At 65.3% G+C, this 25,645-nt stretch carries 20 protein-coding genes; 3 read left to right on the top strand and 17 right to left on the bottom strand.

Features of this window, described 5'->3' with window-relative positions; genetic code table 11:
* Nucleotides 1–5: 5 nt before the first annotated feature.
* Nucleotides 6–671 carry a pyrimidine 5'-nucleotidase gene (locus DI605_RS17175; RefSeq protein WP_293976324.1) on the bottom strand — a complete coding sequence of 222 codons (666 nt, stop codon included), beginning with the start codon at nucleotides 669–671 and terminating at the stop codon, nucleotides 6–8.
* Between the two features lie 83 nt (nucleotides 672–754).
* Here DI605_RS17175 and DI605_RS17170 point away from each other — a divergent pair, with 83 nt between their 5' ends.
* The gene (locus DI605_RS17170; RefSeq protein WP_293976323.1) at nucleotides 755–3,061 is read left to right on the top strand and encodes a S8 family peptidase; all 2,307 of its coding nucleotides are present in this window, start codon (nucleotides 755–757) and stop codon (nucleotides 3,059–3,061) included.
* A 66-nt stretch (nucleotides 3,062–3,127) separates the two neighbouring features.
* Here the strand turns inward: DI605_RS17170 and DI605_RS17165 are convergent, their stop codons facing one another.
* From DI605_RS17165 to DI605_RS17120, 10 genes are all read right to left on the bottom strand, one after another.
* A complete protein-coding gene (locus DI605_RS17165) occupies nucleotides 3,128–4,561 on the bottom strand; it encodes a lipopolysaccharide biosynthesis protein (protein ID WP_293976322.1) in 1,434 nt (477 codons plus the stop codon).
* A 9-nt stretch (nucleotides 4,562–4,570) separates the two neighbouring features.
* Nucleotides 4,571–5,146, bottom strand: a complete 576-nt coding sequence (locus DI605_RS17160) for a hypothetical protein (protein ID WP_293976321.1) — start codon at nucleotides 5,144–5,146, stop codon at nucleotides 4,571–4,573.
* Nucleotides 5,143–6,477: an O-antigen ligase gene (locus DI605_RS17155; RefSeq protein ID WP_293976320.1), complete on the bottom strand. Its 1,335-nt coding sequence runs from the start codon at nucleotides 6,475–6,477 to the stop codon at nucleotides 5,143–5,145. The genes DI605_RS17160 and DI605_RS17155 overlap by 4 nt, the downstream gene beginning before the upstream one ends.
* Before the next feature lie 168 nt (nucleotides 6,478–6,645).
* On the bottom strand, nucleotides 6,646–7,749 hold the full coding sequence (locus DI605_RS17150; RefSeq protein ID WP_293976319.1) for a glycosyltransferase family 1 protein: 1,104 nt from the start codon (nucleotides 7,747–7,749) through the stop codon (nucleotides 6,646–6,648).
* Nucleotides 7,746–8,966, bottom strand: a complete 1,221-nt coding sequence (locus DI605_RS17145) for a glycosyltransferase family 4 protein (RefSeq protein WP_293976318.1) — start codon at nucleotides 8,964–8,966, stop codon at nucleotides 7,746–7,748. Before DI605_RS17145 ends, DI605_RS17150 begins: the two co-directional genes overlap by 4 nt.
* A 3-nt stretch (nucleotides 8,967–8,969) precedes the next feature.
* Complete coding sequence (locus tag DI605_RS17140) at nucleotides 8,970–10,181, bottom strand: glycosyltransferase family 4 protein (protein ID WP_293976317.1); 1,212 nt, start codon at nucleotides 10,179–10,181, stop codon at nucleotides 8,970–8,972.
* Nucleotide 10,182: 1 nt separating this feature from the next.
* Nucleotides 10,183–11,193, bottom strand: a complete 1,011-nt coding sequence (locus DI605_RS17135) for an NAD-dependent epimerase/dehydratase family protein (RefSeq protein ID WP_293976316.1) — start codon at nucleotides 11,191–11,193, stop codon at nucleotides 10,183–10,185.
* Between the two features lie 120 nt (nucleotides 11,194–11,313).
* Nucleotides 11,314–13,317, bottom strand: a complete 2,004-nt coding sequence (locus tag DI605_RS17130) for a glycosyl hydrolase (protein ID WP_293976315.1) — start codon at nucleotides 13,315–13,317, stop codon at nucleotides 11,314–11,316.
* Nucleotides 13,318–13,684: 367 nt separating this feature from the next.
* Nucleotides 13,685–14,446, bottom strand: a complete 762-nt coding sequence (locus DI605_RS17125; RefSeq protein ID WP_293976314.1) for a metallophosphoesterase family protein — start codon at nucleotides 14,444–14,446, stop codon at nucleotides 13,685–13,687.
* Between the two features lie 12 nt (nucleotides 14,447–14,458).
* Nucleotides 14,459–15,715: a hypothetical protein gene (locus DI605_RS17120; protein WP_293976313.1), complete on the bottom strand. Its 1,257-nt coding sequence runs from the start codon at nucleotides 15,713–15,715 to the stop codon at nucleotides 14,459–14,461.
* A 301-nt stretch (nucleotides 15,716–16,016) separates the two neighbouring features.
* On the opposite strand from DI605_RS17120, the gene DI605_RS17115 reads away from it, so the two are divergent.
* Both DI605_RS17115 and DI605_RS17110 read left to right on the top strand, forming a co-directional pair.
* Nucleotides 16,017–16,286: a hypothetical protein gene (locus DI605_RS17115; RefSeq protein ID WP_293976312.1), complete on the top strand. Its 270-nt coding sequence runs from the start codon at nucleotides 16,017–16,019 to the stop codon at nucleotides 16,284–16,286.
* A 3-nt stretch (nucleotides 16,287–16,289) separates the two neighbouring features.
* Complete coding sequence (locus tag DI605_RS17110) at nucleotides 16,290–17,699, top strand: hypothetical protein (protein ID WP_293976311.1); 1,410 nt, start codon at nucleotides 16,290–16,292, stop codon at nucleotides 17,697–17,699.
* A gap of 60 nt (nucleotides 17,700–17,759) precedes the next feature.
* Here the strand turns inward: DI605_RS17110 and DI605_RS17105 are convergent, their stop codons facing one another.
* The 6 genes from DI605_RS17105 to DI605_RS17080 form a co-directional block, all read right to left on the bottom strand.
* Nucleotides 17,760–18,905, bottom strand: a complete 1,146-nt coding sequence (locus DI605_RS17105; RefSeq protein WP_293976310.1) for an acyltransferase — start codon at nucleotides 18,903–18,905, stop codon at nucleotides 17,760–17,762.
* 196 nt (nucleotides 18,906–19,101) lie between these two features.
* Nucleotides 19,102–20,418, bottom strand: a complete 1,317-nt coding sequence (locus DI605_RS17100; protein WP_293976309.1) for a Gfo/Idh/MocA family oxidoreductase — start codon at nucleotides 20,416–20,418, stop codon at nucleotides 19,102–19,104.
* Nucleotides 20,415–21,230: an aldo/keto reductase gene (locus DI605_RS17095; RefSeq protein ID WP_293976308.1), complete on the bottom strand. Its 816-nt coding sequence runs from the start codon at nucleotides 21,228–21,230 to the stop codon at nucleotides 20,415–20,417. The genes DI605_RS17100 and DI605_RS17095 overlap by 4 nt, the downstream gene beginning before the upstream one ends.
* Complete coding sequence (locus DI605_RS17090) at nucleotides 21,221–22,126, bottom strand: glycosyltransferase (protein WP_293976307.1); 906 nt, start codon at nucleotides 22,124–22,126, stop codon at nucleotides 21,221–21,223. Before DI605_RS17090 ends, DI605_RS17095 begins: the two co-directional genes overlap by 10 nt.
* On the bottom strand, nucleotides 22,123–23,448 hold the full coding sequence (locus tag DI605_RS17085) for a hypothetical protein (protein WP_293976306.1): 1,326 nt from the start codon (nucleotides 23,446–23,448) through the stop codon (nucleotides 22,123–22,125). Before DI605_RS17085 ends, DI605_RS17090 begins: the two co-directional genes overlap by 4 nt.
* A 40-nt stretch (nucleotides 23,449–23,488) precedes the next feature.
* Nucleotides 23,489–25,600 carry an AAA family ATPase gene (locus DI605_RS17080; RefSeq protein WP_293976305.1) on the bottom strand — a complete coding sequence of 704 codons (2,112 nt, stop codon included), beginning with the start codon at nucleotides 25,598–25,600 and terminating at the stop codon, nucleotides 23,489–23,491.
* Nucleotides 25,601–25,645 lie beyond the last annotated feature (45 nt).

Below are 25,645 nucleotides of genomic sequence, written 5' to 3'. Positions count from 1 at the left end.
GCTTGTCAGTCCTTCAGTATTTCGGCGAGCCAGGCGCCCAGGTCGGCAGTCCGATAGTGGATCCAGTCGCCCGCGCCCAGATCACCCACCTGTTCCGATCCATTGTCGATCCAGAGGGTGGTGATGCCATGATCGTGGGCGGGCTTCAGATTGCGCGCCATATCGTCGGCGAACAGCGCGCGCCGGGGATCGATGCCGAATGATTCGATCATCGAGGCATAGCTGTGGGCGCTGGGCTTCGGCTGATAGGCGCAGGCGTGGATGTCGTGGATCGCCTCGAACGTCTCGGACAGGCCGATCCGTTCCAGCACGCGGCGCGCATAAGGTGCATCGCCATTGGTGAAGATCAGCTTGCGGCCGGGAAGTGCGGCCAGCGCATCGATTAGCCGTCGATCCTCGGCCAGCACGTCCATCTCGATCGCATGCACATCCGCCAGGAAATGATGCGGATCGACATCGTGGAGCGTCATCAGGCCCGAAAGCGTGGTGCCATGTTCGCGAAACAGGCGCTTCTGAAGTTGGTAGGCGGCATCGCGATCGATCCCGGCCGTTCGCGCGACATAGTCCGTCATGCGCTGGTCGATCAGCCCGAACAGATCGCATGACGCCGGATACAGCGTGTTATCGAGATCGAAGATCCAGTTTTCGATATGGGCGAGTGCGGGCAGCATGGGAGCTTCGCTGCTAACCCTCTCGCAATATTCAGGCAATATGACCGCGCTTCCTTATGGTAAACGAGGCGTAGAGGAATCGAATGATCGGCAGGGGGATCAGGGCACGCGCATGTCTGGCGACGGCGCCGTTCGCATTGCTGGCGGGCTGCGGCGGGGGCGGCGGCACCGTCAATTCCACCCCGACGCCGACCAGCACGACGACGACCACCCCCACCACCACGACCCCGACGACCACCACGCCGACATCGACCGTCATCAATCCCACGGCGGCGGCGAGCGCACCGCCCGCCAACTACAATGACAGCCAGTATCAGATCTCGAACGCGGCGACCGCGATCAACGCCGTCACAGCCTATAATGCCGGGGTGAATGGCGAGGGCGTCACCGTGGCCGTGGTGGATACCGGGATCGCGGCGGTGGGCACCGAATTCACCGGGCGCATCACCAGCACGAGCCGCGCCTTCGGCAGCAATACGACCGTCGCCGATCCGGACGGGCACGGCACCGCGATCAGCGCGATCATCGCCGCCGCGCGCAACGGGACGGATATTCAGGGAATCGCCTGGGGCTCGTCCATCATGGCGCTCCGCACGGATACGGCCGGCACGTGCGGCACCACCGACGGCTGCAAGTTCGCCGATTCGACGCTGGCCAGCGCGGTGGACTATGCGCGCGCCAACGGCGCGAAGGTCATCAATCTCTCGCTGGGCGGATCGGCGGCCAACGGCCAGCTGAGCCAGGCGATCCAGCGCGCCACGGCGGCGGGCATCATCGTCGTGATCTCCGCCGGCAATGACGGCACCTCCAGCCCCGACGCCTTCGCGCAGGTGGCCTCTTCAAGCGCCGCGAACGGGCTCGTCATCATCGCCGGATCGCATGATGCCAGCGGCACCATTTCCACCTTCTCCGATCGCGCCGGCAGCTTCGGCCAATATTATCTCACCGCGCTGGGGGAGCGGGTCCGCTCGTTCAACCAGAATGGCGAGGATTATCTCTATTCGGGCACCAGTTTCTCCGCGCCGGCCATCGCCGCCGCAGTCGCCCTGCTTGAACAGGCCTTCCCGACGCTGACGCCGGCCCAGATCGTGGACATCCTCTATCGCAGCGCCACCGACGCCGGCGCCACCGGCACCGACGACGTCTATGGACGCGGCCTGCTGAACCTGACGAAGGCCTTCCAGCCGATCGGCACGACCAGCCTGGCCGGCAGCGCCGTGCCGGTTTCGACGACCGAGACGACGGTGCTGTCTTCCGCGATGGGCGATGCGAACTTCAGCAGTTCCTCACTCGGCAGCGCGATCATCCTCGACAGCTATGGCCGCGCGTTCGAGATGGGGCTCGCCACCCGCACGATCCGCACCGGCGGCGGACGGCCCCTGCGCGAGGGATTGCGCAGCGACTTCCTGACCCGCAACACGTCGCTGGGTCCGATCTCCGTTTCCACCACGATGGCGAGCCGATTCTCCGATGCGCCGTGGGAAGGCTTCGCGCAGCGAGGCATGGCCGGAAACGAGGAGCGCGCACGGCCAAGCTCCGGCACGATCGTCAGCCGCTTTTCGGCCAGCTTCGTCACCGGCATGGCCTTTGGCGAGGGCGCGGCGTCGCTGGCGAGCCGGCTGGAGGACAGCGCCGGACAGGGCAGCTTTCTCTCCGCCCGATCGGCCGCCATGGCGACGGACATGGCCCGGCGCCCGCAATTCGCGCTGGCGATGCGCCGATCGGACGGCGGCCTGGATTTCCACATGGAGGCCGAACAGGGCCGCATGGCACGCGCTTTGCCGGCGGATACGCTCGAGCCTTCCTATTCGCAGATCCGCGTCGGCATCGGCCGGAAAGTCGGCCGGCTCGTGATGAACGCCTATCTTGGCACCTTGCGCGAGGCCCGGACATTGCTGGGCGCACGCCTTTCGCCGGCGCTGGGCTCCGGCGGGGCGACGACGCGCTTCATCGATTTCGACGCGCGGCTGGATCTGGGCGCGGGCTGGTCCGCCAATGGCAGCGTGCGACAGGCGTGGACGCAGGGGCACACCGGAGGCGTGCTCGCCTCGGCCGACCTGCGCAGCATGGCGGCCTCCCTCGGCCTTGTGCGCGAGGCGCGGACGACGCGGCTGGGCTTCCGCTTCGCCTTGCCGACGCGGGTGACGGGCGGCGGCCTGGGGCTGATCGTTCCGACCAGCTATGATTATGAAACGGGCGCGATCGGCTATGACAGCCGGTTCGTGGCGCTCGCACCCCGGGGCCGCGAGACGGATGCGGAGGCGAATGCCGGCATCCGCGTGGGCGACGGCTGGCTGGAAACCAATCTCTTCTGGCGCCGCCAGCCCGGCAACATCGCCACCGCGCCCGACGATATGGGCGCTGGCCTGCGCTACAATCTGCAGTTCTGAGGCGAGGCCGACCCCCGGGCCGATTTGCGCCGCGACGGCCCGCCCCGCGAGCCCGGAAGCGCGGCGTCAGGCGACGACTGCCTCCGGTGCGCGGCGGCTGGCAAGCGTGCGCGCCCATGATTTGAACTGGCCCACGAACAGCGCGTAAACCGCGAGGATCGCGATCGCGAGCCCGATCGAGAGCAGGACGTAGGGCATGGGCAGACGCGGCGTCCACGTATGGAACAGTGCCGCGACCGCAAGTGCCACGGCACTGGAGCAGGCCGCCGGAACGAGCGCGCGGGCGAGCTTCAGCCAGTGCAGGCGCGCCACCCCGACGATCAGCGCGAGGAAGCCGAGCGACATGATCGTGCCGATCAGCGCCACCGCCTTCACCATCCCCATCAGGCCCCAGCGTATCCCGACGATGCAGAACAGCATTGTCGCCACCGTATTGAGCACCGAATAAAGGAATTGCGCGCGCGCCTTGCCCGCGACCAGCAGCAGCGCGCCATTATAGGCCGCGATCGACTGCAAAGCGCCCAACGGCGCCAGCCACGCGAGAATATCCCCGATCCCCTGCCATTTCGGCGACATCGCGCTATTGGCGAGTTCCGGAAAGACGAGGCTGAGGCAGATCATCAGCGGGAAGGTGATCGCCGCCGTGACGCCGATCGTCGCCAGCGTGATCCGCTCGGCCTGCTCGGCATCATAGCCGCCACGGCTCAGCGTCGCCAGCAGCACGCCGCTCGCCGGCCACGTTACCGCGATCATCGGGATCATCATGAACTGGTAGGAAAGGCCGTAGAGCCCCACGCTCGCCGCGCCCAGCACCGCACCGATCAGAAGATTGTCGAAATTGCGCGCGAGGAACGTCACCAGATTGGTGAGCAGCACCCAGCCGCCGAACGTGACGATGCCGGCGCAACGCCTCCACTCCAGCGAGAGGGAGAGGGTATGCCGGGCCAGGAAACAGAAGACGATCGCCCGCAGCGCATTGGTGATGATGGTGAAGGACACCAGCGCCCAAACGCCCGCGCCAGAAGCTGCCAGCGCCACCGCCGTCACCGCCGCAATGGTGACGGCCGCACTCTCGGTGAGCGCGATCTTGGAATAATCGAGCGCGCGTTCCAGCATCGCGCGGGGCACGATCGCCGCGATGCTGAGGATCGCGCCGAACGCCATGCCGCTTAGAACACCGGGAAGACCGGGCATGTGCACGCCATGCGCGATGAACGGTGTGCTCGCGATCAGCAGCGTGCCGAGCGCCACGCCAACGGAGATCAGCAATGTGAAGGCCGCACCGACCGTCTTGCGATCCAGTACCTCCATCCTCACCAGCGCGCTCGACATGCCGAGATCGGTGAGCATGCTGATGAGCACGATGAACGGCGTGGAGAAGGCGACCAGCCCATATTCGCCGGGATCGATGAAGAAGGCGAGCAGCACGTTGATGCCGAGCTGCACGGCGCTGCGGAACACGCTGAGCGCGGACATGGTGGCGAAATTCTTGAGGACCATGACTTGTCGCTATCCGACCTGATCGACACCGAGGACGGCATCCGGCCCGAGCGCCGCCGCGGGCAGGCGCACCGTCTGCGCCTGCGACACGACGATGGTGGCATGATCCGGCACATCAGCCTGGACGAGCGCCGTGGCGCCAATCACGGCACCAGCGCCGACCCGCACATCGCCGACCACCACCGATCCGGGAAACAGCATGGCCCCTGTGCCGATACGGGGATAGCCGCCCTTGCGATTCCGCCCGAGCGTGACGCCCTGATAGAGGCAGACATTCTCCGCCAGCACGGCGCCGGAACCGATCACCACCCCCACGGGATGCGGCAGGAAGAGGCCGGCGCCGATCACGGCATCCGGATGGAAATGGCACCCTGAGCGTCGCGTGTTGAAGGCCCAGAGCAGGAAGCCCGAGCGCCGATGACCCCGCGCCAGCAGATGCGTGGCGACACGATGAAGCCCGATCGCGGCAAAACCGGGATTGAGCAGCCACGCCCATGCCATAGCGCGCCAGCCGCTGCCGCCGGCGTTGGCGGCGAGATCGCTGGCCAGAAGCTGGCGGAGCGGCGGCCGACCGGCCTCGCTCACGTCGCCTGATCCAGCGGGTCCTGCGTCGCCGCCTGGGCATCCGCCTGCCGGCGGCCGGCGGACGCATTCCTCCTGCGCGGCGCGGCGAGCGTGACCGCCCCCGAATAGACGCGAGCCATGATGAGGCCGATGATTACCATGAAGGGATCGGCGAGGGACACGTCCTCGAACATGAACGAGAAGGAGGCCTGCACGGCCGCCAGCATCAGGAAGATATCGAGGGATAGTTTGCGCGGCTTGCGCAGACCCGCGAGCACCACGGTGACGAGCGCCACCAGATACATCAGCACGAAAGGCAGGCCGATGCTGTTCGTCATCGCGATGAAGCCATTGTGCGGAGTCGAAAAACCGGTGCGGCTGCGCAGCGCGGAGCGCCAATCCACACCGGACATTCCGAACGGATGCGTCACGGCCATTTCAAGCCCGGCGAGCGTCGTCCCCAACCGCCCCGAGGCATTGTTGTTGATGTTCGAATCCTCGGTGAAGCGGGCGAAGATGAATTCGGGCGCCGGCAGAAAATAGAGCGCGTAGCCGACCACCGCGAGCAGCGCCAAGGTGATGAGCAGCGGGCGACGCTGCTCCATCACGCTTTCCTTGCGCGCGAAGAACATCGCAATGCAGGTGATGATCGCCGCGATCATGCCACCGCGATTGGCGGTAAAGAAGAAACAGCCGCCCATGATGATCGCGAGCAGGACGAGCGGCGCCCGATCCCGTCTGGACACGAAGAGATAGCCGGCGGCGGGCGCCGAGATGGCGAGGATATGCCCCACTTCGTTCGCATGCCCCCACATGCCCGTAAGCCGGCTGCTGCCATCCACCAGCCCCTGAATCACCTGCCTCGGCTGGGAAAGGCCCAGGCTGATCGCCAGCCCGCCCAGCCCGATCGCCTGCATGACGAACACGAGGAGCGAGGTCAGCGCGCCGAAGAGGAGCCCCCAGCAGAACCAGGCGGTGCCGGATCGTTGCGCCAGGACGATATAGAGACCGACAGCACCGAGCAGATAGATCAGATAGCCCAGCGAAAGAGCCAGATCGACATTGCCGCCGCCGAAGGTGAGCGCCGTTCCGCTGAAGGCGAGATGCAGGAACACGAACAGCACGATAATGGCGCTGTACAGGATCGTGGAAAGCGGATTGGCCCGGCTCAGCAGACGATGGATCAGGAACGCGATCCACGGCAGCATCGCGATCAGCGAGATGCGTGTGACCGGGATATGCCATGCGGCCGGGACGAGATTGAACTGCAGCAGAAAGCCCGTGCCGAATGCGGCCCAGCGATAGACCCCGGCATCTCCCGCCGCCGCTGCCGGCATCAGACGTGTCGCCATAAAGAACTCGCCCCGCCTTGCGCTACTCTACGTCCGCGGCCGCCGACCGATATCGGCCTGCTGCACTGCGGAACCTATATGCGGGGCACCCTTTTGCCGCAACACGGCGCCGGGCGCCCGCCCGCCCCCACATCCGCGCCGGGCCACGATTGATCGTATCCGCCCGCATCAGCGCCCCTCCAGAACATCATCGATGGCGCGTTCATAGCCATCGACCGTGGCATCCCACGAAAAGCGGCGCGCATTCGCATGGCCACGCGCGACCATATCGGCGCGCAGGGCGGGATCCGCCGCAACCCGGCGCAGGATCGCTTCCAGCGCATCCACATCGGTGGGATCGAAAGGAATGCCCCCCTCGCCGCCGACTTCGCCGGTGGCTGATCGTTCCGAAAAGACGGTCGGGCAGCCGAAACGCTGGGCTTCCAGCAACGGCAGGCAGAATCCTTCATAAAGCGAGGGCACGACCAGACACAGGGCATCGCGATAGAGCGCCGCGAGCGTCGGATCGTCTATCCCCCGCAGGCGCCCGAGACGGCCGGACAGCCCGCGCGGAGCAAGCGCGCTTTCGAAGGTTTCACCCGCATCGCTGCCGACATGGACCAGCTTGAGATCGGGAAAATCGGGCGCGATCCGCGCGAACGCCTCCGCCAGGAGGCCGAAATTCTTGTTCGGCAGCACCTTCGCCACCGCCAGCACATAGCCGCCCCGAACAAGCCCCGGGGGCAGCGCGCCGGGGATCACATCATTCATCATCGAATCGGACAGGACAGTCCGCACCCTGGCGGCCGATGCCGGAAAATGGCGCCGCACTTCCGATGACGTCGCTTCCGAAATGCCGACGATCGAATGGCTCCGGCCGAGCACGATACGGTGGATCAGCCGTTCCTTCATCCGCGCGGAGCGGGAGAACATCTCCGGCACCGAGCAGAAATAGATATCGTGCACGATCGTCATGCGCCGCCGACCGCCCGTGGCGAAACCGAGCGAATCCAGATTGAACAGCAGATCGAATTTGGAGGCCGGATGCGTCCTGGGTCCCCGCGCCCAGGTGCGCACCAGATCCTGCAGATATTTCTCGATCGGCGGGATCACCTCGATCGCGGCGCCCTTTGCCAGCTCGGGCGGGAGCTGATCGGCGGACCATTGGCTGCGGAACGTGTAATCGTGCCGGCCACGCAGCACGAGGCGACGGGACAATTCGATGCCGAAGCGCGCAATCCCCCCCTGAACGCCCGCCGGCGGGCTGGAAAGGTTCAGAAGCACCCGGCTCACGAGAGGGCAGCCGCCTTCGCCCGATGCCCCGCCAGCGCCCCTTCGTAGAGATCCAGATATTTGGCCGCCACGGTCTGCGGCTGGGTTTCGGCGAGAATATCTCCAAAACGACCGAACGCCATGTCGTCACGCCCGCGCGCAATCAGCGCGGCCATGCGATCAGCCAGATCGACATCGTCGCCCGCATCGAACAGCCAATCCTTGTTGTCATCCCCGATCAGCTCCGGAATGCCGCCCGATCGCGCGCCCAGCGAGGGGACGCGCATGGCGCTCGCCTCCAGGATCGTGCGCGGCAGCGGCTCCGCCCAGAGCGACGGCACGATCAGGATATCGATCGCCTCGAAAAAGGCCTTGGGATCCATGAACCCCGCGAAATTCACGGGCATCCCGGCCGCCAGCGCCTCGAATTTCGCCATGTCGCTCGGCGCCTTGCCGGCGATGATCGCCTCCCAGCTGCCCGGCTCCAGCCGCCGGAGCGCGTTGAGCATCGTATCGACGCCCTTTTCGGCCGAGATCCGGCCAAGATAGCCGAAGCGGATCGGGCCATCGAGCCTCGGCTTCACATAATCGGGATCGGCGCCCTTCACGATCGCGGGATTCCAGATCACGCGGCGATAGGCCGGCGCGACATGGGAGAAATAGCCCTCGTCCACATGCGTTTGCAGGATCTGGCGGCCGACGCCCGCGACCGCGCCGATCGCCCGGTGCCGCAGCAATTTATCGAGCGTGAGCACCTGGCATTTCACGTGCCGCTTCGCGCACGGCTTGCCATTCTTGAACATGCCCGAATTGGTGCACAGCAGCTCATAATCGCGGATCGTGTGCGCCACCGCGATATTCCGCCTGGCCGCCTCGGACCAGAGCAGGCTGCTCACCTCCACCATCGAATGGCTATGCAGCAGATCGGGTTTGAACTGATCCAGCACCGCGCCGAACTGATGGGCGAGGAAACTGTTGAACGGCTGCTTCAGCTTGGCGACCGTGCGCTCCACGCGGCTGTGCTGATCGGCATCCTCCATCCAGAAGCTGTTGCCATGCTCCATGCGATAGACGGTCACGCCATTGCGCTCGACAGGCGCCACCGCCTCGCGATTCAGGCAGGCCGCGCCGACCTGATGACCCAGCGCCGCCTGCGCTTCCGCCAGCAGCTCGACCGAACGCTCCGCGCCGCCCACGATATGAGGGGGATAGAGTGTGCCCAGATGGAGGATACGCACCGTTTACTCCGCAGCCATTCGTTCAGACAGGACATGTTCGTAGAGGCTCAGATACGAGCGCACCATCTTCCCGGGCGCAACCGCATCCAGCAGGTCACCATAGCTTGCGGGGAAAGGCAGCGCCGCCCGCCGGCCATCGATCAGACCGCGCATCCTGGCCGCCAGCGCGGCAGGATTGCCCGCCGGCACGACCCAATCGCGGCCGAGCCCGCTTTTCTCGACGAGTTCGCCCACCGCGCCATTATCCGATCCCAGCACGGGCACGCCCCTTGCCAGCGCCTCCACCACGGTGAGGCCGAACGGTTCACGCCAGACCGGGGGCACGGCCAGCACATCGAGCGAATCCAGAAAGGCCCCCGGCTCCACGAAACCGCAAAATTCGACCGGCAGGCCGGCAGCGAGCGCCTGATAATCGACATCGCCACGCGCCTTGCCCGCGATCCGCAGCCGCCAGCCTTCCGCCGGCAGCAGGCGGCAGGCGGCCAGCAGCGTATCCAGCCCCTTTTCCGGCATGAGCCGCCCCATGAAACCGAAAGTGAGCGGCCCGTTGCGCTCGCGCCTCTCCGAGAACGACGCCTTTTCCAGCGCGACGCCATTCCAGATCACGGACCGGCGATCGGGCGACACACCCTTCAGCGCGCCCCGCTCCACATGCTCCGCCAGCACGGCCTGCGACACGCCGACGACGGCATCGAACAACGGCGCGTAACGCGCTTTCCAGCGCGAACTGTAATCGCAAGCAGCATGCGCCTTGCCGCAATTGTGGCCACCCTTGAACAGGGTCGCCTTCAGACAGACCATGTCATAATCGTGGAGCGTGTGGACGAGCCGCGCGCCGGCCGATTTCGCCCGCGCCCAGGCCATGGGCGAGAAGATCACCATCGAGTGGGAATGGACCACATCGGGCCGCCACTCCTCCACGATCCGGCCGAACGCCGCCGTGGACCGGGGATTCACGATCGTCAGGGCCTTGTTGGCGACGCGCAGCGGCGCGGGCTTCGAGGGGATATCCTCGATCCAGAAAAGATTGGGGTTGGCGATCGGAAAGGTCTTCACGCCATTGCGATCGCCGGCCGGATCCGGCCCCGGGGAAAGATAGGCGACACCCACCTCATGCCCCTCGCGCGCCTGTCCTTCGGCCAGCATCTCGACGACGCGCTCGGCCCCGCCCAGCACATAGGGCGGGTAGAGGGAACTGAGATGCAGAATGCGCATCTCAGCCGCCTCGCGACGCGCGATAGCCCTTGTACCAGTCCACGAAGATCGGAATGCCGACGGAGATTGGCGTGGTCGGCTGGAAACCCAGATCCTCGCGGATCGCGGTGAGATCCGCATAGGTGGCCGGCACATCGCCCGGCTGCATCGGCTTTTCGATCCGGATCGCCTTCCTGCCGCACGATTCCTCGATCAGCGCGATCAGCGTTTCCAACTGCTCCGCCTGATTGTTGCCGATATTGTAGAGACGGTGGGGCGAAACGCTGCCACCGGCCTTCGGCTGACCGTCATCGGGCGGAGGATTGTCGAGCGCGGCGACGATACCGGTCACGATATCGTCGATGAAGGTGAAGTCGCGGCGCATATTGCCGCCATTATAGACCTCGATCGGCACGCCCGAGAGGATCTTGTCGGTGAAACCCCACACGGCCATGTCCGTGCGCCCCCACGGGCCATAGACGGTGAAGAAGCGCAGGCCCGTCTGCGGGATGCGATAGAGATGCGAATAGGTCTCGCTGATCAGCTCGTCCGATTTCTTGGTGGCGGCATAGAGCGAGATCGGGAAATCCACCCGCTGCTCGACCCGGAAGGGCAGATCCGGGCTGGTGCCGTAGACCGACGAGGACGAGGCATAGACGAGATGCTCGACCTTTCGTTCGCGCGCCAGCTCCAGAATGTTGAGGTGGCCCGCAAGATTGGAGGCGACATAGGCGCGCGGATTGGTGATCGAATAACGCACGCCCGCCTGCGCCCCGAGATGGACGATGCGATCGATCGCGAGCGTCCCGAGCGCCGCATCCAGCGCCTCATGATCCGAAAAATCGACGTGGTGGAAGGTGAAGCGATCCCCACCCTCTCCCGCAGCGACGAGATCCAGCCGATCACGCTTCAGCTGGACGGGATTGTAATCATTGAGACTATCAATGCCGACAACGGTGTCACCACGGGCCAGCAGCCGGCGCGCGACATGGCTACCGATGAAGCCTGCAACACCCGTGACCAGAATCCGCATGGTCTTCCCCGCTACTGTGACGGAGCCGTCCTCCCCCAAGAGCGTGAATGCTGCAAGGGCTCAATGCTGCAGGTGCACACAAAAGCGGGGCGAGCGGGGCGGGTGCGTTGCCGGTGATCGTCATACGAAATGGAAGCCGGCGGAATCCTTGATGAGGTGCGACAAGGCGAGCCCCTCGATCAGGATCGACGTATTGGCATCGATCGTGAGCATCGCGCCCGCGGCGGTCTGCGCGAGAGTCGGTTGCTTGCCCGCTTTGAGCGACGCGGAGAGATCCAGCGTATCCCCGGCACCGAAATCCGCGATCCGGCTATGCCCGGCCTGCGTGAAGACGAAGCGGTCGCTTCCGCCGCCACCGAACAGCAGATCGTCTCCCCCCATCCCGTTGATGACGTTGTTCCCGCCATTGCCGTGCAGCGTGTTCGCCTGGCTGTTGCCGGTCGCATCGATATTGGCGGATCCCGTCAGCCACATCGTCTCGACGAAAGTCGCGGCGAGCCCGTAGCTGACAGAGGCATAGACGGTATCATTGCCCTCGCCGGCCGCCTGCAACTCCACGACTTTGTCGCCCGCATTGTCGACATAATAGATGTCGTCGCCCTTGCCGCCGGCCATCAGATCGGCCCCGCCGCGACCGTTCAGGACATTGTTGCCGGCATTGCCATAGAGCGAATTCACCTGGCTGTTGCCCGTCGCGTTGATGTTCGCGCTGCCCGTCAGCCGAAGCTCCTCCACGAAGGTCGCGGCGAGATCATAGCTGACTGAGGCATAGACCGTGTCATAGCCCTCGCCGACCGCCTGCAACTCCACAACCCTGTCGCCCGCATTATCGACATAATAGGTGTCGTTGCCCGAACCGCCGATCATCAGATCGGCCCCTCCGCGCCCGTCCAGAATGTTGTTGCCGGCATTGCCATGGAGCGCATTGGCCTGGCTGTTGCCGGTCGCATTGATGTTCGCGCTGCCCGTCAGCCGCAACTCTTCCACGAAGGTTCCGGCGAGGCCATAGCTGACCGATGCATAGACGGTGTCATAGCCCTCGCCGGCCGCCTGCAACTCGACCACCTCGTCGCCCGCATTGTCGACATAATAGGTGTCGTTGCCCGAACCGCCGATCATCAGATCGGCACCCGTTCCTCCATCGAGCAGGTCGTTGCCGCCCCGCCCATGGATAAAATCATCCTCGGCACCACCCTTCAGCATATCATTGCCGCCATGCCCGATCAGAAGATCGACGCCGGCCGTGCCAGTATCGACGATCGGATTCACATCCCACGCATAGGGATCCGCACCGTCCGCGAAGATCGCCCTGAAGACGGCCGACGCCGTGGGATACTGGCCGGTGAGCAGCGATCCCGGGAAGGCCGCGTTCGAATTCCAGTAATTCTGGTAGAGCATGCCGTGGTCCCTGGCCCACTGCGCGATCCGCTCAATGAAGGGACCGGCCGTATCGGAGCTCACACCCCATTCGCTGAGGGCCGTCTGCTTGCCGTGGGCGGCCGCGAAATCCTGCTGCCATTCCAGCCCATACGGGGCATTGACGAACCAGTTGAACACGGCCGCCTGATTGCTGGAGGCGACATTGTAGAGATCGAGCCCGATCACATCGACATATTTGTCGCCCGGATAGACGATGGTGGGATCGGTCGTCTTGTCGAGCCACGGATTGCCGGCCTGGGGCGTCCATTCGAACACGAACTTGTCAGATACCGAACGGAATGTATCCACGAACTGGCGGAAGGCGCCGACATAGGCGGCCTCATGCCCCTGCACGGACCAGGGCCAGCCCGGATAATTCATCTCCCAGCCGAGACGGACGTAGATCTTGTCGTCGCCACCGGCGCTGGCGACCATGCTCCTGGCGAGGGCAAGATACTGGCTGGCATATTTTCCGGCGGCGGCATCCTCCAGCGTGGCGCCCCACGGGATCAGGCCGATCGACCAGTGAATGTCCACATCCAATCCGGCGACCTGCTGCGCAATCCACGCCGGAGAATTGCTCCAGTCCCACCAGTTGGCGATTCCACCTACCAGCTGAATAGAATCGAGATGTCCGCCAAGCCATGACTGACTGGCAATAACGCTCGACGCCTTGTTATCGATATAGACGGAATTCTCGACCATCATGGACTTCCCGCGATGAGAGCCGCTTTTCGAACATTACCAGGGTTACGAATAATGCACTGCACAAGCATCACGCATAAGCGCGACAGGACAATCCCGCGCGCGGAGCCGGAATGATCTTGTGATCCGCAAAGGGATATTTCCCTGTTTACGTGGAAATACATGGTTAACAGGTCCGCGGTCCGCGAACAAGCGGCACGAAACCATCACGACGACAGGTCGGGCAAAAGTCCGGACGAGCACCGGCGGCGCTGGGAGCGACGGGACACGACGCCCCCACCCGATGAAATACCAAGCGGCCCGCAGCCCGCCCCCTGGCGCGATCATGAAGGGGGAGGCGCTGACGGCGCTTCGCCCCGAAGCTGCGCTATCCGGCGCCGGCCAGCCGCACCGGGAAGAGGCGCGGTTCCCTGACGCCCGTTTCTATGAGCCGGACCGCATCGCCCGCAAAGGCCGCCGCCGTGAGCCGGCCCGATATATAGCCGCCGCTATCCAGGCACAGCCGCCCCGGCGCGCCATAGGCCTCGGCCTTCGGCGTATGGCCATGCACCACGAGCCAGGGATCGGCCCGTTCGCTTTCCAGAAATTCACGCCGGATCCACAGCAGATCGCGCTTGCTCTGCTGATCGATCGCCACGCCCGGCCGGATGCCCGCATGGACGAACAGCGTCTGCCCGACCGCGATCATCAATTCCAGATCCTGCAGGAAATCGCGATGCGTAGCGGGAACGGCCGCGCGGAATGCCTCCCGCCGCGCCATCCAGGCGGATCGGGAATCCTCGCGCGGGGGCGCCACGCCATAGGATTTCAGCGTCTCGCCGCCGCCATGCCGGCTCCAGCCGAGGCCGCTGATCCGGCCTTCCAGATAATCCAGCATCGTATCTTCGTGATTGCCGAGCAGGAACCGGCATTCGAAGGCCGGATCCCGCCGGAAATCGAGCAGCAGATCGATCACCTCGCGCGACTGCGGGCCGCGATCCACATAGTCGCCCAGGAAGATCGTGAGCGTGGGCGCACCGTCCGCCGCCTCCCGCGCGCGATCGGCACGGATCTGATCGAGCAGCCGCGCGAGCAGATCGGCACGGCCGTGAATGTCCCCGATCGCGTAGGTAAGCCTGTCCACCAGCACCTGAGCGTCGCCTCATCCTGCCGGCACGGCGGCGGCCTGGATCGTGGCGGCCGCATTTGCGCTTTCGCCCCGGCTGGAAGAGCGGCGGCGCACCCTCTTCTCGTCACGCACCACGAACATCGTGGATAGCATCACGCAGAACAACGGATTGAGCGGTGTGAGCAGCGTGCCTTCGAACGAGAACCAGATCGCGATCACGAACGCGATCTGCTTGCTGGGCACGCGATCGAGCAGCGAGAACAGGAAGAAGGCGTAGAAGAGGACCGCCTCCAGCAGGCCATATTCCACCGTGGTCTTCACGATCGGCCACCAGAAGGTGTTGCCGCCTGTTTCGATCTGGCCCGCGCCGACACCGCCATAGATGCCATGCGGATTCAGAAGCGCCGCGCGGATCCGGTCCAGCGGCGCGATGAAGCGCGAATTGGCGCTGCTGCCCGTTTCCTGAAACTCGCCGAAACGATGCGCGACCAGATCGAACCAGTGGAGCTGGAGCGCGACGAACAGGGCGACGAAGGCGGTGGCCAGCAGGATCGCGAAGACGCGGGTGTTCATCTTGCTGAAGATGATCGGCAGGCTGACGATCAGGAGCAGCAGGCCGGTGCCCGCGAACGTCGCCAGCAGGGTGGCACCGAAGAAGATCGCCCGCCGCGCCCGCTGGAAAAACAGCATCTCGATGATCAGCGCGAACGTCAGGAATTGCGAGAGGATCGAGACTTCGAGGAAGGCGATCCCCGAAGGCTTCATCAGGTTCAGCCCCCATTCGATCGGCTGGATATAATTGAATTCGGGAATGATCAGCGTGGGGGGCAGCAACTTGTCCAGATTGGGCCAGTAGCGCCAGCCGATCGTGATCTGGATGGCATGCTGGAGCCATATGATGACGGCGAAGGCCAGCATCACCGTGCAGAAGAAATCCAGACAGCGGCGATAGGTGGCGCGTGTCGTATCGAAGGCCACGATGAAGGGCAGATAGAGGACGTAATAGAGCGCCATGCTCGATGGAGAAAAGGTCTTGGCGAAGAGCACGTTGCTCAGCGTCGAGAAGGTCACCAGCGCGAGATAGAGGATCGTGCGCTCCGGCCGGAATATGGGCCGCGCGAACAGCACACCCACGCCCAGCGCCGCATAGACGATCGGCAGGATGGCCGGGATGACGAACGCCTTGCTGGGCGCATAGCCGATCTTCTGGAGAACGGTGATCCCGATCGTCATGGCGACGAAGATGCCGAAGACGACCTTCTGCTGATCGGCCGTTACAAGATCGGCCACCTCATCGCCGGATCGAGAGTCGCGGCCCGAGGATCCGCCGCGCGAAGAGCCGTCCGACCGGCCCCGCCCGCCTCCACCGCTGCGGCGGCGTGCAGGCTTTCCGGACAGATCGAATGCGGAGGCGTCCTCCATCCGGCCGCTCGACTCACGATGTTCGGCCAAGTCCGGCGTCCCCCAGGTTACTCTACGTCCACGCGAAAATCGCAGAAGCTCGGTGCTTTGTCCACCGATGCCAAAAGGGGCTTTCCTACAGACACGAATAGAACATATCAGGAACATACGACTCGGGGAGACTATCGCCATGCCGACCGATGCCTTTGCCAATTTCACCGATTCCGCCGGCGCTCCGGCGCCCGCGCCCTATGCCATCACCCCCAGCGACAGCGTTGCGCTGCCGATCGTGCCGCGCGGCATCTATGTGGGAACGGGCGGGGACGTGACGTTGCGCGGCATCGGCGCGAGTGCCGACGTGACGTATCGCAACCTGCCCGACGCGAGCTATGTCGCCGTGCGCGCCGCATTCGTGCGTGCGACCGGGACCACCGCCACCGATCTCGTCGCGGAGGCCTGAGCCATGACCAGAACTTCCGGCGCCCTCGGCGGGGTGAGTGACAGCGCGCTCGCGATCCGCGGCATTGCCTTCGGCACGCCGCTCGCGCGGCCAACCGGCTTCACCTACACGCGCAGCCTCTTTCCCTTTGATTTCTGGCGCGATGCGACAGGCCGCGTGCGCACCAATTTCGATCGCAGGGCCTGGGCGCCCACGCCGGACGTGATGCCCTGGACGACACCGGCCACTTATTATGTCGATATCAATCGGGCGGACGATAGCGGGGACGGCCTGAGCTGGGCGGCCGCCAAGAAATCGATCGTGGCGGCCGTCCTCGCCGGCAATGCGGGCTCCGTGCCCTATATCGTCTACGTCCGGGCGGGGCTTTACCCGCGCCTGTACGGCCTCGGCTCCGGATCGACGCCCACCAAAGCCTGCGCGCTGATCGCCGTGGGCGGCCGCGTGGAGACGGGGTTGTTCGATGCGCTGACATGGACGCTGGACACCGGCACCACCTGGAAGGCGACGCGCGCCGACGTGCGGCGCGTGATCGATCTCGGCAATATCGATCAGGATGGACTGCGACCCGATCTCTCCTTCGCGGCCAGCCTCGCCGCATGCCGATCGACGCCGGGATCGTGGCGGACCGACAACACGACCGTCTATGTGAACCGCGCCGACGCCGCGACCGTGACCGATGCGAACACGCGGGCGCTGCTGATGACGGGAAACAACGCTGTCGTGCGCATGTCCACCGGCGGCAATATGTATCTCAGCGGATTTGACGTGATGGGCAGCATCCCGCTGATCCTGCAGAATGCGGCAACCTATCGGTTCGTGGCCGAGGATTGCACCTTCCGCTATTCCTCGGGAGACGATGGCATCGTCGTCACCGGCACGAAGAACATGTGGCATGGCGCGACCATCTTCAACGTGCAGGCGGCAGCCTTCATCCGCTGTGATGCCAGCGCCAATCAGCAGGACGGATTCAACAGCCATATCGCCAGCGGCGCGCAGGCCTTCGTGTTCACGATGGACTGCACCGGCTTCAACAATGGACGGATGGGATCCATCAGCAACAACTTCATCACCACCCACGATGGCGGCAAATGGATCGACCTGCGCGGCGTGGGCGCGCGCAACGCGGGCGGCCAGGTTGCGATCGTCAATGACGGCACGATGATGTGGTGCATCGACACCTTCTGCTATGCGAGCCGGGGAGACCAGATTTTCGGTGGCGTCGTACCGCCCAGCGATTTCCTGGTCGATCAGCAGGAGGGCGCCGGCGGCTCGAAACTCTTCCTGGAAAATTGCGCGGCCGGCTCTTCGCAATATTCGATCAATGCCAAGTTCGGCACCATCTACACGCGTGGAGGCAAGTTCCCCAAGGCGCGGCTGACCGCCAGCGGCGGCACGATCGGCGCGCTCAGCTAGCCGGCCGGAAGAGTGCCTGTCTCCCGATCCGATCCGCCCATAAGGCCGATCGGATCGGGATCAGGCTGCGGCCCCGCCCGCCCGCGCGCGCAGCCCGTGCATCAGGCGGTGGCTGATCTTGACCGCGGGCCGCTCGACATATTCGAACACCAATGTCGCCAGCAGCATGGAGAGCAGGGAGGCGAACAGCAGGATGACGGCCGCCCCTTCCCAAAAGGGCAGCGCGAAGCCGATCGGCCGGCCCAGCCGCAGCAACAGGCCGTGGAACAGATAGAAGGAATAGCTGATTCCGCCGAGATAGAGCGTGAAGCGGGAGACGAACGCCTTGCGGATCATGCAATAGAAGAAGAGCGCGTAGCCGACGAAGATGCCCGTGGCGTTCGCGATCCAGGGATCGGTTTCCGGGGTTTGCGAATAAGCGAGCCAGCTGATCGCGATCGTGGCGACCAGCGCGATGGCGACGATCGGCCCGAGCAGGCGGCGCGCGAGTGCATCCCCCTCCAGCGTCGCCAGCCGCGCGAGCGTGCCGACATGCATCGCCGCGAGGAAGCTGACATAACCGACCGGCAGCGGCGCCTGCGGATGGTGATAGCGCACGAAGGCCGCCGCCAGCGAAAGCCCCAGCAGCGCGATCGTCATGCCGGCGAGGAAACGCGCCGAACGCAGCACACCGAACAGGAACCAGAGGGCGCAGCAGCCATAAAAGGCCATCTCGATGAAGAGCGTCCAGTAAGCGCCGATCACATCGGGCTGACGCAGCAGGAATTGCAGCATGGTCACGTTGGCGAGCACCTGCCTGGCCGGAAAATGGATGAGGCCCAGCGCCGGCAGGATCGTGACGGACAGGAACAGCGACAGCCAGTAAGCGGGATAGAGCCGGAAGAAGCGGGAGATGGCAAAGGCCCGCAGGGCGCAGGGCTGCTTCAGGCTGAACGGCACGACGAAGCCGCTGATGAGGAAGAAGGCGATCACGCCCGCGCGGCCGGGGCTGAAATAGGTGAGGTTCCAGCTCTCCGCGAACGCCCTGTACCAGCCGGGCGCGGCAGGATGGTTCGCGACGATTTCCAGCACATGCTGGACCATCACCAGAAAAGCCGCGATGCCGCGCAGCGCATCGAGATGCCCTAGCCTGCCGCCCTTGCTGCCCTCGGGCGGCGGCATGGTGAACTCCGCCACCGCCGCATCGGGCCCGTGCCCGTCAGCCATCACATGTCGCCTGAGCAGGTGCGGCATGAGCCGGCGCACGCAGAGGGCGGCGATACGGGGCCTGTCCGATGGCGCATTCCTCCGCGTTCAATCGGGCAAAGCGCCGCACGGTGCCGAAAAACGCCCACGCGACAGCCCACCCACAAGTGTTTCTTACCGTAGTGCAGCATGGCTTGCCAGCCGCCATAGGCCGGGATCAGCGGCGCTGCAGACTCTGCACGACGCGCCCCAGCCTCCGTTCCAGAAATGTCGGGCGGTGGGATGCCCGATAGTCGGGCTGGCCGGTGGCGATATCACCGAACATCGCAAGCGGGGTGAAGCTCGTCTGGGGCTTCACCGTCCGCCCGTCCGGTCCGGCCTGCTGCACGAGCAGGGTGATCTCGTTCAGGTGCATCAGGAAATCGGGCGGCATCGGCTGGGTGCGCCCCTCGGCGATCGCCTTGCCCATTTCGGCGATGCCGAGGATCTTGTCCTGCGCATAGACTTCGCGCCGCCTGAGCCAGCTGACGAAACGGTGCTTCAGCGAACTGCCGACACCGCGCTCCGCCTCCACCGCATACGATTTCCAGCGCCGGACGAGCTTCAATCGCATGCCGCCAATGCCGAACCGGCGGCCGATCAGCGGCTGGCTGCGCGCGCTATAGGCCTTGCGCGCGGCAAGGCTGACCCCCGAGAAACGCTCGAGGAAAACGGGCGACTGATCGTGGAAGGCATTGTCCACGGTAAGCTGGCCGGCATCGCCGATGATCCGCATGCTATGATCGCGCGGCGCCACCCACGAACAGGTGATGCGGGCCGCGACCCCGTTGGCGAAATCGAGACAGGCGACCGAGAAATCGGGCGTGTCGGGCGGCGCGAGCGGCACGGGCGTATTCTTGTCCGGCACGAGCGATTTCGAGAAGGCGGTGACGCCCACCGCCGGGCCGAACATCGCGCACAGCCAGGCGAGATGATAGCCGATATGCTCGATCGTGCAGCCTTCCTGGAATTCCTCCGCATAGGGGAAGGGCGCGCCCGTGGGGCTCTGCACCTTATCCATGCGCATCAGATGGGCCGGATTATCGTCCATCTCGGCATAGATCAGCACGGGCCTTCCGATCGCGCCGTCGCTCACCGCTTTCCAGACGGTGCTCACGGCATCCGAATGGAGATTGCACGGTGCCGCCGCGAGCACGCGGCCCTGCGCCTCGGCGATGGCGAACAATTCCCGCGTCGCCGCCAGATCGGTGGTGATCGGCTTTTCGGTGAAGACGTGCTTGCCGGCCTCCAACGCGGCCTTCGTTACCGCGAAATGCGAAGCGATGTTGGTGAGGTTGATGACCACCTCCACCCGCGCATCGGCCAGCAGCGTTCCCAGATCCGGATAGAGAGGGAAGCCATAATGCGCGTGCACCACGGCCGCGCGCTTTTCATCCCGATCGAATACGCCGCATATCTCGATCTCGGGATAGGCCCAGCGCGTGCGCATGTAGATATCGAACACATAGCCGCAGCCGACGAAGGCGATCTTCATGCGCCCGCCTCCGCCAGGGCGAGCGCACGGACGCGATCGATGCGGCGCGATCCGATCAGCGTGCTGCTGACGATCGGCATCGCGCGCGCATTGGCCACGGCCCGCGCGGGCGGAATGCCAGGCTGGAATTTCAGCACTTCGCGGGCGATCACGGCGATGTTGCGCGTTGCGATAGCGGCGGCGCGAGGGCCATCCGCGATCCCGGCCAGCACATCCAACGGAAGTTCCAGGATCGAGACGCCATCCAGCGCGAGCGCGGCGTCCAGCGAAGCGATGTCATCGCACGCGACGCCCACCATCGCGGCACGGCCCGAAGCGGCGATGCGCGAGAGTGCCTCCGCCGGCCCCGCCTGACCGAGCATCTCCGCCGACGGGCTGTGCAGCAGGAAGGCATCCACCCGATCCGTGCGCAGCCGCTTGAGCGATCCATCGAGGCTGGCGACCAGCGCATCGGCGCTCCAGTCCGATCGCATCACGGCGGCGCGACTGGCGGTCACGGCATTGTCCATCTCGCCGCGCGCCAGGAACGGGCGCAGCAGCGGCTTGAGCGGGCGTAGCAGCTTCATCTTGGCCGAGAAGGTGAGCCCCCCCTTGGTGACGATGAATGCCTCGTCCCGCACGCCCGCCACCGCCTTGCCGATCGCCCGTTCGCTATCGCCCTGACCATAGATGTTGGCCGTATCCAGCAAGGTGACGCCCAGCGCCATCGCCGCCCGGATCAGCGCGATGCTTTCGGAAAGCGGGCTCGGATTGTTGAAAGAGCCGACGCGCGCACAGCCAAGGCCCAGCGCCGGCAGGGATGTCACCGCCACAAATGCCCTCCACATTGCCGGATATAGGCCCGCGCCTCGCGCCCGATCGGCTGGCGCCGCAACCGGCCAGGCTTGCGCAGCCACGCCACGAACTGGCGGATCGCCAGCGGCACATCCATCTCCCCGCCCGCAAAGGCATAGGCATAAGGCGGGAAGGCGATCAGGTTCAGCCACACATAGGGTGACGGCATGCGCAGGAAGCTGATGATGAACTTGTTCGTCAGCCGATCGGACTGCACCTGCCGCTTGGGTCGGCGCCCGGCGGGATGCTCCAGCTCCTCGCAGACGATTTCGGGATCGTAGAGGATCGTCCAGCCGCGATCGATCATCCGGTAGGACAGTTCGATCTCCTCCAGCCCATAGAAAAAATCGGGGAGGAAACCGCCCGTCTCCCGCAAACAGGCCGTGCGGAAGGCGACGCAGCCACCGACGAAGCGGAACGTCTTGAACGGCTTCGTGAGATCGATCGCCTTGTCCGTATGCGGAATGAGATCGGGGCGCGCGCGGGTTTCACCCTTCACATATTTGCGGATCGTCACCGCGCCCAGACGGGGTTCCGCCGCAAAGCACGCGCCGAAGCGATCAAGGAAATCGGGCGTGTCGACGAACACATCGTCATCCAGCAGCACCACGATCTCGCCGCGCGCCGCCTCGAAGCCGAGATTGCGCGCGACGACGCCCTTGTTCACGCCATCCCACAGCAGGCGCGCGGAATGGAAGGGGGCGAGCTGCGCGGCACGATCGACGCATTCGACATTGTTGTCGATCAGGACCAGCTCATAGTCGCTCCGGCCGGAGAGATACGCGGCCAGCCGCTCCAGCATGCGCGCGAGAATCTCGTCACGCGCGAAGGTGAGCACGACGATCGAGAAACGGGGGACGGGCGCATCGTTCATGCGAGACGGCGCTCCGCATGGGTTCCGGCCCAATGCTCGATCCCGCGCAGCAGCACGAAATTTCCGGCCTGGGTGACGGCGAAGGCGATCGCCATGCCCGAAACGCCATAGGCCGATCCGATGGCCAGCGCGACGATGGTCACCAGCGCCGTGACGCTCCTCACCGTCAGCATCGTGCGCCCCGCGCGCAGAACGATCAGCAAGGTTTCGGAAGGCAGGTTGAGCCCGAACAGGAAGAAGCCGAGCGCCAGCAACCGCACCTCATGTTCCAGCCCCGCATATTGCCCCTTGAAGGCCAGCGCGATGAGCGGCCCGGCGAACAGCGCGACCAGCCCGAGATAGAGGCCGGTGGCGAGCGCGATCGACAGGCGGGAGCGGTGGACGACCGACCGGAGCCCCGCCATGCCATCGGCCGCGAAGGCACGCGCGGCGCGCGGCTTGTCGATCGAATCGATGGCGGTGACGATGCTCATCGCCGGATTCGTGAGCGTGCGCGCAGCCGAGAATACCGCCGCCGCGACGGAGCCGACGAGCAATCCGATCAGCACCACGATCGTGGCGCTGCTGTAAACCGAGTAAGGCAGGTTGGTAGCCGCCAGCCAGCCCGCATCCGCGCGATTGTCGTGAATCAGCCGCGCCGCTACGGCCCGATCGGGCCGGGCCGGACGCACCGTGGGCAGCGCGATCAGGAGCGCGCAGAGGCTTGCCACCACCCAGGCCGACGCGCCCGCGAACGCCGATGGCGCATGATGGCTCACCAGCCACGCACCGGCGCAGAGCGCGAGGAAATAGGAAAGCGAGCACAGGGCGACCATGTCGGCACGCTCGATCTTGTAGAGCCAGCGGCGCGCAAATTCCCAAGCCAGCATCGCCGGCGAGATCAGGGCCGTCAGGAAGAGCGATTGCGCCAGCCAGCGCCAGCTCGGCAGCGCATCGCCGACCCGCGCGACGATCACGCCCGCCAGGCCGATCGCCACCGAGAGGAGCAGGGCCAGCGCGAGACCCAGCCACCACCAGCCATTATCCTCGCAATGCGCCTCACCAGGATCGCGGGCGAGGCGATGATCGGTGGTGAAGGGCAGCACGATCGCGGAACGATGGAAGCCGGCGATGAAATAATGGAGCCCGATCATCATGCCGATCGCGCCGAACTGGCCGACCGGCAAGGCCCGCCCCAGCAGCGCGAACGCGACAATGTTGGCGACGCCGGACGAGCCCTGATCGGCCAGCGCATAGAGGCGCGCGGCCTTGCCCGCCCCTATGCGACGCTCGATCGGCGCGAGAATCGCCCGAACCGGCAGTTCCAGGAAGGGCGTCGACATCGCGCGTCCTCCTCGTTCGCGAAACGCGCCTTCCGGCACGTCAGGAACTGACGTAATAGTCCTTCATCTCGCTGTAGTAATAGGATGCGTCGCCGTAGCCGGACTGGGCCTGCGTCTTGAGATTGACCATCGTCATCGCGACGCCCGCCACCGCCGCGCCGACCGTATCCAGCTGATGCAGCGCCGCGCGGATCGCCTTGACCGGCGTGGTACGCCAGTGGGCGAGCAGCACGAAGGAATCGAGGTGCGGCATCATCGCGCGGGTATCGACCAGCGCGAGCACCGGTGCGGTATCGATCACCACCACCTCGAAATGCTCGCGCAGATGGGCGAGCATCTCCTCGAACTTGCCGCTGTCGAACACACGCTGCGCGCGCTCCGAGCCGGGGGCCAGCGGCAGGATGATCGCGCCGGTCTGATCCTCGATCATCACCTCGCTCAGCGTCGCCGTGCCGTTCAGCACGTCGATCCAGCCCTTCTGGGTTTCGGGCGCGAGCGTCTCCGTCACCGAGCGGCGGCGAAGATCCGAATCGATCAGCACCACCTTGGTGGCGGCCATGGCGAGGACGCGCGCGATCGAGATGGTCGTGGTCGTCTTGCCTTCGCGCGGGAGCGCCGAGCCGACGCCGATCACACGGCCGCCTTCCGCCTCCGCCTTGCGCGCGTCGAAGATCAGCGTCTGTGCGAGGCTGCGGAAAGCCTCCGCATAGGAGGAGAGCGGATGCAGGATCACCGCCTCGGCCGGATCGCGCGTCTTCGGCTTGTCGATCGAGGACTGGAGCGTCGGGATGGTGGTGAGGAATTCCACACCGAGCAGGCGCTGCACATCATCGATCGTATTGATCGTCTGCGACCAGCGCTCGCGCAGATAGGCGACCGCGACGGCGATGGCGAGGCCGGCGACGAAGCCCACCAGCAGATTGATGAGCATGCGCGGAGACGTGGGCGCGAGCGGCACGACAGCCGGCGTGACCATCTGCGCATCCGGCTGGATCAGCGCGGAATTGGCATTCTGCTGGCCCGATGCCGTCAGAAGATTGGTGTAGAGCGTATGGGCATTATCCGCCCTGCGCTGCAATTCGGCGAGCTGCACGCTGGCATTGACGGCGCCGGCCAGCTTGCTCTGCGCCTGGGCCAGGCTGGCCTGGAGCGAGGCGGAACGCGCGGCGGCGGCGGCGGATTCGGCGCGCGCGCTGCGCGACATGCTCGCCATTTCACGGCCGATCGCCGTATCGAGATCCGCAACCTTCTGGCGCGCATCGATCACCTGCGGATTCCTGTCGCCATAGCGCGACGTGAGGCCCGCCAGATCGCGTGAAGCCTCGGCGCGCTGCTCACGCAGGGTGGAGAGGGCGGTCGTGTCGACGCCACCCGAAATCACGGTCGATCCGCTGGCCGCGCTGCGCGTTTCGGCCTGCGCCGCGGCGCCGCGCGCATCGGACAGCTGCACGCCGATATTGGACAATTCGTTGTCCGGCAGCGTCGCGTTCGGATCGGTCAGGATATTGTGCTTGAGCCGATAGGCGGCAACGGCGGCATCAGCCTCCAGCGCCTGCTGGCGCAATTTCTCGACCTGGCCCTTGAGCTGGTTCGACGTGGCCGATCCCTGACCAAGCTTCTGCTGGGCCTGCACCGCAAGATAGGCGCCGGCCACGACATTGGCGATGCGGGCGGCGGCCAGCGGATCGCCATCGCTATAGCCGATCGAAAACAAGGCGGTGGTGCCCACGCGGGCGGCGGAAACGCCGGAGAGAAGCGCGGCGGCCATCGCATCGCTGGATTTGCCCGACGGATCGAACGCCTTGGCGCGCGCCAGGATCGTGGGATTCTTCGCGACCTCGGGATCTTGCAGCGCCCGGATCGCCACCGGCAGCGACGTGGCGATCTGAAGCTGCGATTCGATCGCGGCATCGCGCGCGGCATCGGTGGTCTGGGTCGGCGGCGCGGGCTGGCCGTCACGCGAAAGCGCCTGCTGCGGCGAATAGCTCAGCTGCGCCGACGCCGAATATTTCGGCGTCATCATCTTCGTCGCGCCATAAGCGAGCACCATCATCAGAACGATGATGGCGAAACCGATCGGCAGGTGACGGCGGAACCGCGAAACGATGCCCGCCAGATCCTGTGTGGCCGAACCATCTTGTTCTTGATTCATAGGAGACCTGCTCTCTGGATACGAAGGGAGCGCCCGACGCGTACG

The sequence above is a fragment of the Sphingomonas sp. genome (assembly GCF_003248515.1).
Lineage (GTDB): Bacteria > Pseudomonadota > Alphaproteobacteria > Sphingomonadales > Sphingomonadaceae > Sphingomonas_I.
The sequence above is the reverse complement of the archived record's forward strand: the minus strand, read 5'-3'. Positions and strand labels throughout refer to the sequence as shown.